12 protein-coding genes, 1 tRNA gene, 1 pseudogene and 1 other annotated feature are annotated in these 13,195 nt (G+C 47.6%); of the genes and pseudogenes, 11 read left to right on the top strand and 3 right to left on the bottom strand.

The features are described 5' to 3' along the window. Positions 1–109: 109 nt before the first annotated feature. Together QUA03_RS02635 and QUA03_RS02630 are read left to right on the top strand one after the other, a co-directional pair. Positions 110–4,213, top strand: coding sequence for an amino acid adenylation domain-containing protein (locus tag QUA03_RS02635; RefSeq protein ID WP_333209423.1), 4,104 nt, complete (start codon positions 110–112; stop codon positions 4,211–4,213). 249 nt (positions 4,214–4,462) lie between these two features. Next, positions 4,463–4,738: a hypothetical protein gene (locus tag QUA03_RS02630; RefSeq protein WP_333209421.1), complete on the top strand. Its 276-nt coding sequence runs from the start codon at positions 4,463–4,465 to the stop codon at positions 4,736–4,738. 116 nt (positions 4,739–4,854) lie between these two features. On the opposite strand, the gene QUA03_RS02625 is transcribed toward QUA03_RS02630, so the two are convergent. Beyond that, entirely contained in the window at positions 4,855–6,228 is a 1,374-nt protein-coding gene (locus tag QUA03_RS02625) for an inorganic phosphate transporter (RefSeq protein ID WP_333209420.1), read from the bottom strand. Between the two features lie 67 nt (positions 6,229–6,295). Between QUA03_RS02625 and rplS the strand changes: the two genes are divergently transcribed. From rplS to rplL, 9 genes are all read left to right on the top strand, one after another. Further along, entirely contained in the window at positions 6,296–6,679 is a 384-nt protein-coding gene (rplS, locus tag QUA03_RS02620; protein ID WP_006635591.1) for a 50S ribosomal protein L19, read from the top strand. Between the two features lie 134 nt (positions 6,680–6,813). Further along, positions 6,814–6,886, top strand: a tRNA-Trp gene (locus QUA03_RS02615). Continuing rightward, positions 6,857–7,066: a hypothetical protein gene (locus tag QUA03_RS02610; protein ID WP_333209416.1), complete on the top strand. Its 210-nt coding sequence runs from the start codon at positions 6,857–6,859 to the stop codon at positions 7,064–7,066. The genes QUA03_RS02615 and QUA03_RS02610 overlap by 30 nt, the downstream gene beginning before the upstream one ends. Positions 7,067–7,217: 151 nt before the next feature. After that, positions 7,218–7,451: a preprotein translocase subunit SecE gene (gene secE, locus QUA03_RS02605; RefSeq protein WP_172186534.1), complete on the top strand. Its 234-nt coding sequence runs from the start codon at positions 7,218–7,220 to the stop codon at positions 7,449–7,451. Further along, entirely contained in the window at positions 7,448–8,086 is a 639-nt protein-coding gene (gene nusG, locus QUA03_RS02600; RefSeq protein ID WP_333070762.1) for a transcription termination/antitermination protein NusG, read from the top strand. The genes secE and nusG overlap by 4 nt, the downstream gene beginning before the upstream one ends. A gap of 3 nt (positions 8,087–8,089) precedes the next feature. Continuing rightward, complete coding sequence (rplK, locus tag QUA03_RS02595; RefSeq protein WP_006635588.1) at positions 8,090–8,515, top strand: 50S ribosomal protein L11; 426 nt, start codon at positions 8,090–8,092, stop codon at positions 8,513–8,515. 223 nt (positions 8,516–8,738) lie between these two features. After that, positions 8,739–9,452 (top strand): 50S ribosomal protein L1, encoded by a 714-nt coding sequence (gene rplA / locus QUA03_RS02590; RefSeq protein WP_190663916.1) that lies wholly within the window; start codon positions 8,739–8,741, stop codon positions 9,450–9,452. A gap of 110 nt (positions 9,453–9,562) precedes the next feature. After that, positions 9,563–9,735 (top strand) — a sequence feature (ribosomal protein L10 leader region). 29 nt (positions 9,736–9,764) lie between these two features. Beyond that, the gene (gene rplJ, locus QUA03_RS02585; RefSeq protein ID WP_333209415.1) at positions 9,765–10,349 is read left to right on the top strand and encodes a 50S ribosomal protein L10; all 585 of its coding nucleotides are present in this window, start codon (positions 9,765–9,767) and stop codon (positions 10,347–10,349) included. Between the two features lie 136 nt (positions 10,350–10,485). Further along, the gene (gene rplL / locus QUA03_RS02580; protein ID WP_333037133.1) at positions 10,486–10,878 is read left to right on the top strand and encodes a 50S ribosomal protein L7/L12; all 393 of its coding nucleotides are present in this window, start codon (positions 10,486–10,488) and stop codon (positions 10,876–10,878) included. A 158-nt stretch (positions 10,879–11,036) separates the two neighbouring features. Here the strand turns inward: rplL and QUA03_RS02575 are convergent, their stop codons facing one another. Together QUA03_RS02575 and QUA03_RS02570 are read right to left on the bottom strand one after the other, a co-directional pair. After that, positions 11,037–12,665: an FAD-dependent oxidoreductase gene (locus QUA03_RS02575; protein ID WP_333209413.1), complete on the bottom strand. Its 1,629-nt coding sequence runs from the start codon at positions 12,663–12,665 to the stop codon at positions 11,037–11,039. 180 nt (positions 12,666–12,845) lie between these two features. Next, positions 12,846–13,195, bottom strand: a pseudogene (locus QUA03_RS02570) (CopG family transcriptional regulator); the annotation flags it as partial.

The raw sequence follows: 13,195 nt of genomic DNA, 5'->3' as shown, positions 1-13,195 counted from the left end.
TGATAGAGCAACCGCAGATGAAGGGCAGATTAACGCTGATAAACGCAGATAATTTTAAGATGGTTTTTGGCTTGGGCAAGATGTTGAATCGAGAAAGTAAATGAAAAGGATGGCTGTTGAACAGGATGCAATTTCGATAAATATGCAGCAAGAAATAGAAGTTTTTGTATTCCCCGCATCGTTTGCTCAGCAGCGGCTTTGGTTCCTCAATCAATTAGCACCGGGCAATCCTTTCTACAATGTCTCAACAGCACTCCGCTTAACAGGTTCCCTCAACTTAAGATCCTTAGAGCAAACCTTCAACGAAATTGTGCAGCGACACGAAAGTTTACGCACCACTTTTACGCTTTTGGAAGGGGAACTCGTACAAGTTATTGCTCCCATTTTAACCGTATCCCTCCCCACAATCGACTTACAAAATCTTTCGCCAACTCAGCAAGAAACCGCAGCGCTGCAACTCGCAACCGATGCAGCGCAATGCCCTTTCGATTTAGCCGCCGGGCCGTTATTCAAAGTAACGCTGTTACAACTCAGTGAAACAGAACATATATTGTTGCTGAATTTACATCATATTGTGGCTGATGGGTGGTCGATTGGAGTGCTAATTCGAGAGCTGGGAACGCTCTACACAGCATTTGTAAAAAATGGGATCTCGCACTTACCAGCACTGCCCGTGCAGTACGCCGACTTTGCAGAGTGGCAGCACCAATGGTTGCAGGGCGAAGTATTAGAAACCCAGTTAGCTTATTGGCTGCAGCAGTTAAAGGAAATTACCACTCTCAATCTACCAACAGACAGGCAAAGACCAGCCGTTCCATCCTACCGGGGCGCTAAACAATTTATAACACTATCACCTGCTTTGAGCGAGGCGCTAAAGTCATTGAGCCAGCAAGAAAGCGCGACTTTATTTATCACTCTACTAGCCGCTTTTCAAACTTTGCTGTACCGCTATACAGGACAAGTAGATATTGCAGTAGGAACGCCGATCGCCAATCGCAACCAGAGCGAAATAGAAGCATTAATCGGTTTTTTTGTCAACAGTTTAGTGCTGCGTGCAGATTTATCAGGAAATCCAACTTTTCGGGAACTCTTGCATCGGGTAAAAAACGTCGCAATGGCAGCCTACGCCCACCAAGATTTGCCCTTCGAGAAGTTGGTTGAGGAAATGCACCCCGATCGCGAGTTGAGCCGAAACCCCCTATTTCAAGTTAGTTTCAGCCTGCAAAACACTCCTGTAGCAGCGCTAGAATTGCCGGGAATTGCTGGAGAGGCGATCGACTTTGACGCAGGAACCGCCAAGCTAGATTTAGAGTGCCACTTGTGGGAAAATGCAGGAAGTATTCAAGGGCAATTTGTGTACAGCACAGATTTATTTGATAGCGGCACAATTGCGCGCATGGCGGGACATTTCCAAACGCTGCTTGAAGCCATTGTTGCCAATCCCAAACAGCACCTCAGCGACTTGGCTTTGCTGACAGCGCCAGAATACCAGCAATTATTAATCGATTGGAATGACACTCACAGAGATTATCCGCAAAACCAGTGTTTCCATCAGCTATTTGAAGATCGAGTCGCGCGATCCTCTTCGAGGGCTGCGCTAACGCCCCATGCTGTCGCCGCCGTCTTTGAAAACCAGCAGTTAACCTACAGCCAACTCAACAGCCGAGCCAACCAACTTGCACATTACTTGCAGCAATTGGGAGCAGGACCAGAAGTTTTAGTGGGTCTTTGTGTAGAACGTTCCTTAGATGCGATCGTCGGATTGCTAGGCATTATCAAAGCAGGCGCAGCCTACCTGCCTTTAGATCCAACTTATCCTCAAGAGCGCCTTAACTTCATGTTAGAAGATGCTCAGGTGTCGATTTTGGTAACTCAGCAGCACTTAGCCCAAAACTTGACGCAGCCGGAAACTTACGGAGTTTTTTCAGTAGTGTGTTTGGACTCCGACAGAGAAATTATCGCGCGACAAAGCTCCAAAAACCCAACTACAAATATCCTACCCGAAAACCTAGCCTACGTCATTTACACATCTGGTTCAACCGGAAAACCTAAAGGCGTTTTAATAGAACATCGGGGACTCTACAACTTAGCCCTAGCTCAAATAGAAGCTTTTAACTTAAACTCAAATCACCGCATTTTGCAATTCGCATCCCTAAGTTTTGATGCCTCAATCTTTGAGATTGTCATGGCCTTGGGAACCGGAGCAACACTTTACTGTGCCAAGAAAGAATCTTTGTTGCCCGGACAAACATTAATCCAATTTTTGCAGGACAATACTATTACCCACGCCACCCTCCCACCCTCGCTGCTAGCTGTCCTTCCAAACGCCGAACTTCCCGCACTGCAAACAATCATCTGTGCGGGCGAATCTTGTTCCCCGGATATTGTTAAACGCTGGGCTTCTGGGCGCCGATTTTTTAACGCTTACGGCCCTACAGAAGCGACAGTCTGGTCAAGTTTTGCCGAAATTGGCGACCGCAAAAAACCGCCAATCGGCCGTCCAATAGCTAACACTCAACTCTATATTTTAGATGAAAATTTACAGCCTGTACCCGTTGGAATTCCCGGTGAATTGTACATCGGCGGCAGCGGATTGGCGCGAGGCTACCTGAACCGCCCCCAATTAACCGCCCAGCGATTTATTGCTAATCCGTTTAGCCAGAAAGCAGGAGAACGAATTTATAAAACTGGTGACTTAGCTCGCTATTTTCCCGACGGCAATATTGAGTTTTTAGGCCGCACTGACGAACAGGTAAAAATTCGCGGTTATCGAATAGAATTGGGAGAAATTGAAGCGCTGCTGGTTCAGCATCCAGCAGTCAAAGAAACAGCGGCGGTTGCTGCGGATGATTTGTCGGGCAACAAACGCCTAGTTGCTTATGTCGTCCCCAATCACAATCAGACGCTCAATCCCGGGGAAATACGCAATTTCCTCAAACAACAACTGCCCAATTACATGATTCCCAGTGCTTTTGTGACGATGGATTTTCTGCCCCTAACTCCCAATGGCAAAATCGACCGCCAGCGCCTACCTGCACCGGGAACTCTAACTAGCCATTCAATAGATCAAAGCTGCATTGCACCTCGCACACCAACCGAGTCAACCCTCGCCAAGATTTGGGTCACAATCCTCAACGCAGAGTGCGTTGGCATTCGCGATAACTTCTTCGATTTGGGTGGAGATTCCCTGCTGGCAATCCGCCTCATCAATGAGATTAACCAGCAATTTGAGCGCGAGTTGCCGCTGTCTGCTCTTTTTTTAAATCCGACAATTGAAGGTTTAGCTGATTTGCTATCTTCAGAAACAAATTCTCTGGAATGGTCGCCTTTAGTTGCAATTAAGCCTCGCGGTAAAAATCCCCCGTTTTTCTGCGTCCATCCCATCTTTGGCGTCGTATTTCCTTATTGCGAGTTAGCCTTTGGGCTAGGAGAAAATCAACCGTTTTACGGGCTGCAACCACAGGGTATTGACGGCGAAAGTTCTCCGTTAACTAGCATTGAAGACATGGCGGCTGACTACATCGCAGCCTTGCGTACCGTTCAACCAAAAGGGCCTTATTTTTTAGGAGGCTGGTCTTTTGGAGGTTTGGTTGCTTTTGAGATGGCTCAACAGTTGCTCGCAGCGGGGGATGAAGTGGCTTTACTTGCTGTGCTGGATACTTTAGCGCCGGTTTCTGCTAACAAACCTTCTTTTTGGGACGGTTGCAAGTTTATTCTGACTACTGTTTCGCGCTCTATCTGGCCTTTTGTAGTAGATTATTTTCGCTTGGTGGCTGGTGCAGAAAATGTTCAAAGTGGCGGTATTGCTGCCAAATTTCCGACATTAAATAAGATGCTTAATTTGGCAGCTAATTTTTTGCATCGCTGGAATTGGAAACAGGCCGTTATGGTTAGCATCCTATCTCAGGAGTCAAAAGAACGGAGCTGGCGCGAGCTGGCAATTCCCTCAATGTTTACTGTATTTCAGGCTAATAGTCAAGCAACTCTCAGCTATGTACCGAAAATTTACCCGCAGCGAATTACTCTGTTTAGATCGAGGGAACAGCTAAGCATGAGTCATCAAGATCCGACTCTTGGCTGGAGCGAATTAACGGCCCAAAAAGTAGAGGTGATTAGGGTTCCTGGAAATCACCTGACTATGCTGAGAAAGCCAGGGGTCGAGGTGCTGGCTCAACAGCTAAAGCATTGCTTGGAGAAGGAATTAAGTCATTGAGTGGCCCGCGTGCTGGTGTGCCGCAACCAGGTTTGATGTGCGAAATTTCTATTAGCCATCTCCAATAATTATTGTGGCACAGACATCTTGCCTGTTCAAAGCTGGCTTTTCTGGAGATGTCTAAGCTGTCGCGCATTTAAATTGTATATTCAGGGCGGGCGGGACACCCCACAAGAGTTTGATTGTTCTTTAACATACAATTTAAATGCCGCAACAGCTTATCACCCTTGTAGTTAGGATATAAAAAAATTGCGATCGCCCGAAGAACACTTTTTGCAACTAGAAATTATCATGAAGCGCCACGCCACAGCACTCGAAGCTGAAGTCAGAGCTTTGCAAGCTGCTGACGAAACCGCCCAGTGGCCCGCTGACTGGAAGCGTGGCTATAATTGGCGTTTCGCTAAAATTTTCGCGTCTGTAAAGATTTTTCGCAACTGGGGTGCAGATGCTGCGGCTTGGAAACTTTTGCCTTCGCGAGTTTATCCCAACCGAGGCAATCAGAAAGATGAGTCTGTTGACATTTGACTGTAGGGGCGGGTTTTACCAACAATCTCGGCCTAAGACCAATCATCTCGTAAACCCGCCCCCACCCAACAGTAAATCCCAATCTACCTCTAATTCTTCAATCTAAAATCTAAAATCTAAAATTGCCCAATGGATTGCGCGATGCTGAAGATGATAGCAGCCAAACCTGCTGCGATCGGAATTGTCACCAGCCAAGCCGAACCAATTGACAGCAAAGTTTGCAAGCGTACTGTTTTCCAAGCTTTGATCAGCCCGACTCCGACGACTGCACCGACTAAAGCGTGGGATGTGGAAACTGGCAAACCCAAGCGGGATGCTAGCAAGACTGTGGTGGCTGTGGCTAATTCCGCGCAAAATCCGCCGCTTGGTTGGAGTTCGATGATCTTTTCCCCGACTGTGGCTATTACATTTTTGCCCCAGATGGTTAAACCGATGACTATTCCTGCCCCTCCGACGACTAAAATCCATAGGGGAACGCTGAAATCTCCTGAGGGAAAGGAACCTGTGCGCCGGATGTAGGCGATCGCAGCTAGGGGAGCAACTGCATTTCCTACGTCGTTGGAACCGTGGGCAAATGCTACAAAACAGGCGCTCAAGACTTGAAATCTTGCCATTTGTTGCTCGATGAGAGTGTGGGGGACTGTCGGAGTGGGGGAGGGTTTTGTACTTGGGCCGAATCCCTTATCCCCTTTTACTTCTTCCTTCTTCCTTCTTTCTTCTTCCTTCTCAACTGATTCTAATTTTTTCCAGCTATTGAGTGTGAGGCCGATCGCAGCTATTGCCCCGATGCCAATGACAATATCGTGAATTGGAAGATTCCAGCCAAATCGATCGTGCGCCGCGGCGATCGCCCCTGTCTGCACCAAAGCGACATTCACAACAGACGGCAGTACAATTATCCCAAATACGCTCAGCATTGCTGCACTCAGCCAAGGTATCCACTCGCGCATTTGAGATAGAGGATCTGGTCGATCGAGAATCGAATACTTCACCACACTGTAAAATAGTGCGGCTAAAGCACCGCTAGCAACAGGTGTCGCCACCCATGTTAGGGAGATGGTGCCGATGGTTCGCCAATCAACTGCATTAATTCCGGCTGCAACACAGCTAAAACCCGCGATCGCGCCTACCACTGCATGGGATGAAGAAACCGGCAAACCTCGACTGGTAGCGATTTGCAGCCATATCCCGCAAGCAATCAGCACTGACACCATCCCGATTAAAAATACTTGTGGTTGAGCCGCGAATACTTGTGCATTCACAACTCCTGTTGCCAGAGTTTCGGAAACTCCTTGGCCGAACAGCACTGCGCCGGAAAACTCCAGTATGCCTGCAACGATTATTGCCTGCCGCAGCGTTAGAGCCTTAGAGCCTACGGATGTCCCCATCGAGTTAGCGACATCGTTGGCCCCCAAGTTGGCGGCGACGTACAAGGCCAGTGCGGCCATTGCCCCTAGTTGCAGAAATACGACCCCGGAGGTATCTAACATAGAATTTTTTTGACATAAAACGGGCATTTCGATATATGATAAGGGATTGTGAGTTTTGGTAAATCCGATGAAAGGCGCAGAAATAATCCGTTCTATCGAAACGGAAGAAATAAATAGAGTCAAGGTAGAACTCAGCAAAGTTCTCCCCGAAATTTACGTCGGCGACACAGTGCGAGTCGGCGTCAGAATTAAAGAGGGTAACAAAGAACGGGTTCAGCCCTACGAAGGGACTGTGATTGCCATGCGTAACGGCGGGATTAATGAAACAATCACCGTCCGTCGTGTGTTTCAGGGCGTCGGAGTGGAACGGGTGTTTTTGATTCACTCGCCCCGCATCGCTACTATCCAAGTGATGCGCCGCGGGAAAGTCCGCAGAGCAAAACTTTACTACCTGCGCGATCGGGTGGGCAAAGCTACTCGCGTCAAACAGCGGTTCGATCGCTCCCTGTAGGAATGCACCCAGCTTCCCCTTGGTTCATGATTCGTGGGAAATTAAAAAAAATCAAAAAAAAGTTTCCCATTTACGAGCGCACTGTGTTAAAATAGAAATCTAGAGGTTAAGCGAATTTCAGCAACCTCACCTGTGCGCTCTTAGTTCAGTTGGTAGAACGCAGGTCTCCAAAACCTGATGTCGGGGGTTCAAGTCCTCCAGGGCGCGCTGAATCACCAAACATTAAATTCTGCCCGAAAGCGCCCGGATTATTGGCTGGCAACAGTCAAAACCGCAAACTTTCGGGTAGAATTAATTTTTGTGGGCGGTTCGCAAAAAATGCCATCAACAAATGCTCGGTGTGGCTTCTCGATCATCGGTTTCGGCGATCGGCAGTTACACAGTTGATAGGTTGGGCTTGTAAAAAAGTCGTGGCTTTAGATTGGAGATTTGGGACTTGGGCGTAAGTGGTTAGTGTCACAAAATCTGAGAGCCGCGGGCCACTCACACCATCTAAAATCTAAAATCTAAAATCTAAAATCGCAAGGGGGATTGAATCGTGGCAAAAAAAGACGAAGCTCAAGAAACTCAAGAAATAACGGCGCCTGGGTTTAACCCTGCGGGTTTTTTTAAGGAAACTAGAGAAGAACTCGACAAAGTGGTTTGGCCCAGCAGGCAGCAGCTAATCAGCGAGTCTTTGGCCGTGCTTTTGATGGTAATCCTCTCAGCAAGCCTGATCTATTTGGTGGATAATTTCTTTAACTGGGGCGCGGGAAAGGTGTTTGGGCCATGACTTTTGCATCAGAAGAATCTGAGTATTCCACAGAAGCGACGGGACAGGCAGCATCGCCAGAGGTGCCGGAGATTGATGCTCGCTGGTATGCTGTTCAAGTTGCCTCTGGCTGCGAAAAGCGCGTGAAGGCAAACTTGCAGCAGCGGATTCAAACTTTGGATGTTGCCGATCGCATCGTTCAAGTAGAAATTCCGCAAACTCCGGCAATCAAAGTCGGCAAAGACGGTTCCAGGCGGCAGTCAGATGAAAAAATCTTTCCCGGCTACGTACTCATCCGTATGTTTATGGACGAGGATACGTGGCAGGTGATCAAGAATACCCCGAATGTAATTAATTTTGTCGGGGCAGAGCAGAAACGCCGCTACGGGCGCGGCAGGGGTCACGTCAAACCGCTACCTCTGAGTCATTCGGAAGTAGAACGGATCTTCAGAAACGCTCAGGAATCAGAACCAGTTGTCAAAGTATCGATGTCTACTGGAGACCACGTTGTGGTACTTTCCGGGCCGTTTAAGGATTTTGAAGGTGATGTGATTGAAGTTAGCCCGGAACGAAACAAGCTCAAAGTTTTACTCTCGATTTTTGGGCGCGATACGCCTGTAGAATTGGAGTTCAATCAGGTTCAGAAACAGAACTAACTAATGGCAAAGAAAGTTGTTGCAGTAATTAAGTTGGCGATTACGGCGGGAAAAGCCAACCCAGCTCCTCCGATCGGCCCAGCTCTGGGTCAGCACGGCGTCAATATTATGATGTTTTGCAAGGAGTACAATGCTAGAACCGCAGACCAAGCGGGTCTGGTGGTTCCGGTAGAAATTTCGGTTTTTGAAGACCGCAGTTTTACGTTTATTCTCAAAACTCCGCCGGCGTCGGTTTTGATTCAAAAAGCCGCTGGCATTGCTAAGGGTTCGGGAGAACCTAACCGCAAGCAAGTAGGGACGATTACACAGGCTCAACTGCGAGAAATCGCAGAAACCAAAATGCCTGACCTCAATGCTAATGATGTTGAGGCTGCTATGAAAATTGTGGCAGGAACGGCTAAAAATATGGGCGTGGCGATCGCGGATTGATGCAAGTTGTCCGTTGTCAGTTGACAGTTGGCAGTAATTCAGGATTTTGAAGGTAAAATCTTCAATCAAAAATCCAAAATCAAAAATCCAAAATCGATCGGTTCAGGGGGAGAAGCAAAGCTTCGCTAGGAATCGAAAAATGATAGATTTTAAGATTGTCCGATAGGTTCAATCTAAAATCTAAAATCTAAAATCTAAAATCGACTGACCCCAGGAGATAACAATGGCAAAGAAAGTATCGCGAAGACTGCAAGAACTTCAAAAGAAAGTTGAAGACAGACCTTATCTACCGCTGGAAGCTCTGCAACTTTTGAAAGAAACAGCAACCGCTAAGTTTGGCGAAGCTGCTGAAGCTCACATCCGTTTGGGAATTGACCCGAAATATACTGACCAACAGTTGCGGACAACTGTATCGCTACCAAAAGGAACTGGTCAAGTAGTCAGAATTGCGGTGATTGCTAAGGGCGAAAAAGTTAAAGAAGCTCTGAATGCCGGCGCGGATATTGCTGGTTCTGAAGAGTTGATCGATGAAATTCAAAAGGGCATGATGGACTTCGATTGCCTGATTGCTACCCCAGACGTGATGCCGTTGGTGGCAAAATTGGGTCGGTTGTTGGGCCCGCGCGGTTTGATGCCTTCTCCGAAAGGTGGCACGGTGACGACTGACATTGCTCAGGCGATCAACGAGTTTAAAGGTGGTAAACTAGAATTCCGTGCCGATCGAACTGGCATCGTTCATGTTATGTTTGGCAAGGCAGCTTTCTCAGCGGAAGATTTGCTCGTCAACCTTCATGCTTTGCAAGAAACTGTTGACCGCAACCGTCCTTCTGGTGCTAAAGGTCGCTACTGGCGCAGTTTGTACGTATCCGCAACAATGGGCCCGTCGATCGAAGTCGATATCAGTGCTCTGCGCGATACCAAACTTGATGCTGCCTAGTACAGAATTAAGCAGAAGGCAGAAGGTAAAAGACAGCTTCGGCTGTCTGTGTAAATCTCTCACAAGACTTACGCCAGACCCTTGCTAATCTCTGCCTTCTGATGATAGCCTAATCAAAAATCAATAAGCTGAAGACCGCAGGTGCCGACCGCTTAATTTCCTGCCGAGGCTGAAGAAATAAAAACTCAAGACTCAAAGATTAGAAATTTTCTATTTTTAATTCTGACTTGTTAATTTTTAATTCTCTGCCCCGGCTCTAAGGTCGGGGTTTTTGGTGGGCAGTTTTCGATCCTAAAAGGAGGTGAAATAAGTATGGGCAAAAGTTTAGCAGTAAAAAATGAGATTATTGCAGACCTCAAGCAAACCTTGAGCGAATCTCAACTGGCGATCGTGATTGACTACACGGGCTTAACTGTTGCTGAAATCACAGATTTGCGTCGGCGTTTGCGTCCGAAAGGCAGCAGTTGCCAAGTGGCAAAAAACACGCTGATGCGAATTGCTGTTGAAGGCAACGAAACCTGGCAGCCGCTACAGGAATTGCTGACTGGTACGTCGGCGTTTCTGTTCGTGCAAGAAGATATTGGCGGCGCGATTAAAGCTTACCAAGAATTCCAAAAAGTCTCTAAGAAGACTGAACTTCGCGGCGGCGTGATGGAAGGACGGGTACTGAAAGAAGCTGATGTTAAAGCATTAGCCGATCTGCCGTCGAAAGAACAACTCATGGCTCAAATTGCTGGCGCTATCAACGGTGTCGCAACCAAGTTGGCTGTGGGTATCAATCAAGTTCCTACTTCGATCGCTCGCGGTCTTAAAGCTTATGCTGAAAAAGACGGCGATTCAGCAGAAGTAGCAGCAGAAGCAGAAGCACAACCTGAAGCAGAAAGCGTATCTGCTTAGTCATTAGTCATTAGTCATTAGTCATCAGTCATTAGTGTTAATCCACAGGCTGAAGGCTGGAGACGACAAACTAATGATGGAGGAGCAATCCCAAATTCCAAATCCCCAATCTACAATCGAACTAGGAGTTTAACGAATGTCTACTGCAACTGACGAAATCTTGGAAAAACTTAAGTCTCTGACTTTGCTCGAAGCTTCTGAATTGGTCAAGCAAATTGAAGAAGCTTTCGGCGTCAGCGCTGCTGCTCCTGTCGGCGGCATGATGATGATGCCCGGTACAGGTGGTGGAGCCGCTGCTGAACCCGTAGAAGAGCAAACCGAGTTTACTGTCATGCTCGAAGAAGTTCCTGCTGACAAGAAAATCGCAATTCTGAAGGAAGTCCGCGCAATTACCGGTCTGGGCCTGAAGGAAGCAAAAGATTTGGTAGAAGCCGCACCGAAAGCAGTTAAGGAAGCTATTGCTAAGGAAGCTGCTGAAGAAATGAAGAAACAGCTTGAAGCTGTGGGCGCAAAGATTTCTATCAAGTAGTCAGAGAATGTAGTTGGTGTCAATTCCGGTGACACCGGAATGATGGTTGACGGTTGACTGTTGACGGTTGACTGTTCCCTAAAATTAATCGCGCGATAGTTACATCTCTCGCGCGATTAATTGTTTTTGGTGTAGGGAAGCGGCATTGCCGTGTCCTCTTAGATTTTAGAGGCGGCTTCCATTTGCCGCACTACTGTTAAAGCTGAATACGAAACGCCGGCAGTTCCTTCTCCGGGATGGGTGGAGTCACCTACTAACCACAAGTTTTTAATTGGTGTGCGATTGGCAAATCCAAAGGGGCCGAAGGTTGGTATTCGCTGGCCGATGCCACCCACAACGCCTCTATCTCTCGCTGTGTAGCGGGCAAAGGTGCGGGGTGTGGCGGCTTCTTGGTGTACGATCGACTCTGGCGTCAAATTGAAATATTCGCTCAAACGGGCGATCGCCCCTGCGGTATATTTTTGCTTTAATCCTTCATAATCAACCGAATTCCACCACATTCGAGTATCAGTAAATGAGGAAGCGATAATTGTCGCCATTCCCTTCGGTGCTCGGCCATCACCCGGATGGCTGACAGAAACAAATAATGAATTATTCTCCCCAATCTCGCCGTCGTAATCGTAGAGAAACTGAAGGTGCGGCGGACAATTTTCTGGAATTGCGCTTTCATGGACTCCCAAATATATGACAAATGCACCGGATGCAGGCGGCAGTTTATCGACTCGATATTTGTAGCCTGCCATTTGATTTTGGAGTTGGTTTGTTGTCTCTGAAGTCTCTGATTTAACCGATAAATTCTCTGTTAAATTATCTGTTGAATTTCCGAAAATCGGCTCGCTTGACAACAATTTTACTAAATTTTGCGCTGTCACGTTGGCAACAATGCGATCGGCTGTTTCTCTCCAAACTTCGCCTGTTTTTTGATTGCGAATCACTGTACCGGTGGCTGTGCCATTTGCTGTGACAATACTTTCAACTGTGTGGCGCAACAGGACTTTGCCACCCTCTCGTTCGATCGCCTCTACCAGTCGATCGCTCAATACCTGCATACTTCCTTGTAGATGATACAATCCCTGCGGCTCTTGCGAAACTCCTAAAGCCGTCGCCGCGTAAAGTAGCGCCGTTTCTTCGGTATCAACTTGAGAATACAATTTTAACTGCAAATCCAGAAAAGTTTTCAAGCGCAAATTGTCGCCCAACCCACAAAGCCGCAAAGCATCTCCCACTGTCATAAAAGTGAAAGGCAAAGTAATTAGAGTATCGGGGCGAACTGCTTGAATTAATTGCCAGAAATCCCAGAAGTTTCTGGGCGGTAAAACTGGATCGCGCCCTTGAAAGTTCCAGCTAGCTTTGAACAATGCAGACAATAATTGCCAAAAAGGTTCACTTCCGGGAAACTGCCGCTGCCTTTCTTCCTGCCACTTTTGCGGATCTCGCCACACGCTAATCGGTGCGGTTTCTCCCGGCAAAAACACCGCACAGGCGGGATCGCAGGGTGTCGCGGCCGGAAGTTCTATGTCTAATTCTGAAAAAATTCGGTGATGAATGCCTCCGGGTTCCAATCCTGCAACCTGCGTGGCGCCGACATCGAAGGTAAAGCCTTTGCGTTTGAAGGTGGAAGCGCATCCTCCGGGGACGATCGCCTGTTCTAAGACTAGCACTTTGTATCCTCTGCGGGCTAGCAGGGCGGCTGCTGTCAGCCCGCCGATGCCGCCTCCAATTACCGTGACGCGGATCTTAGTGTCTGCTGGATTGGATTTGCTCTCAGGGGTGCGATCGCCTGTCATAAATTTATTTATTGTAATATTTCTTAATAGTATGCTCATATTTTCCAATAAAAAGCTCTTGTAGCGACAGGTTACAATCTATCGCTACAAGAGGAAGGAGGCCGAGTTTAGAGGACGTTTTAGGGGTAAAGTGCTCCGGGCGCACCCGGATCGTTAGACTGTGCCGTGCTGATGAGAGAATCAGTGACGGCGCCACTTGTTGAGATAAGCTTCGCCAATCCCAGCCACAGCCTGCATTTGACCTAGTTGTTCCCGTAAAGCTTTGATGGTTCTTAGCTGTTCTTGAGACTGTTGCTGCAAAGCGTCGTAATTTCGCTGTATCGCCGCACTCTGGTTCAATTGATTTTCCAGATATTGCAACTTACTCAGTTGAACTTGGAAGTCGCCGATCGCACTTGACTTTTCTGCTAACTCGTGCTGTAAAGATTCGTAACTCGACTTTGACACGGTTTCCTGGAATTGGCTTTCGAGATTTTGCTTTTCGGTGGCGAATTGCTGCTGCAAAGATTCCAGAGCACCGGATTTTTCGC

Source organism: Microcoleus sp. S36b_A4 (assembly GCF_036700645.1).
GTDB lineage: Bacteria > Cyanobacteriota > Cyanobacteriia > Cyanobacteriales > Microcoleaceae > Microcoleus.
Note: the sequence above shows the minus strand (reverse complement) of the source record. Positions and strands in the feature narration are given on the sequence as shown.

What these genes read in the sequence shown, in the direction of transcription:
- QUA03_RS02625 (WP_333209420.1), bottom strand. Translation starts at nt 6,228, where the DNA reads ATGTTAGATACCTCCGGGGTCGTATTTCTGCAACTAGGGGCAATGGCC.
- QUA03_RS02575 (WP_333209413.1), bottom strand. Translation starts at nt 12,665, where the DNA reads ATGACAGGCGATCGCACCCCTGAGAGCAAATCCAATCCAGCAGACACT.
- nusG (WP_333070762.1), top strand. Translation starts at nt 7,448, where the DNA reads ATGACTTTTGCATCAGAAGAATCTGAGTATTCCACAGAAGCGACGGGA.
- rplK (WP_006635588.1), top strand. Translation starts at nt 8,090, where the DNA reads ATGGCAAAGAAAGTTGTTGCAGTAATTAAGTTGGCGATTACGGCGGGA.
- rplA (WP_190663916.1), top strand. Translation starts at nt 8,739, where the DNA reads ATGGCAAAGAAAGTATCGCGAAGACTGCAAGAACTTCAAAAGAAAGTT.
- rplS (WP_006635591.1), top strand. Translation starts at nt 6,296, where the DNA reads ATGAAAGGCGCAGAAATAATCCGTTCTATCGAAACGGAAGAAATAAAT.
- rplJ (WP_333209415.1), top strand. Translation starts at nt 9,765, where the DNA reads ATGGGCAAAAGTTTAGCAGTAAAAAATGAGATTATTGCAGACCTCAAG.
- rplL (WP_333037133.1), top strand. Translation starts at nt 10,486, where the DNA reads ATGTCTACTGCAACTGACGAAATCTTGGAAAAACTTAAGTCTCTGACT.
- QUA03_RS02635 (WP_333209423.1), top strand. Translation starts at nt 110, where the DNA reads ATGGCTGTTGAACAGGATGCAATTTCGATAAATATGCAGCAAGAAATA.
- QUA03_RS02610 (WP_333209416.1), top strand. Translation starts at nt 6,857, where the DNA reads ATGTCGGGGGTTCAAGTCCTCCAGGGCGCGCTGAATCACCAAACATTA.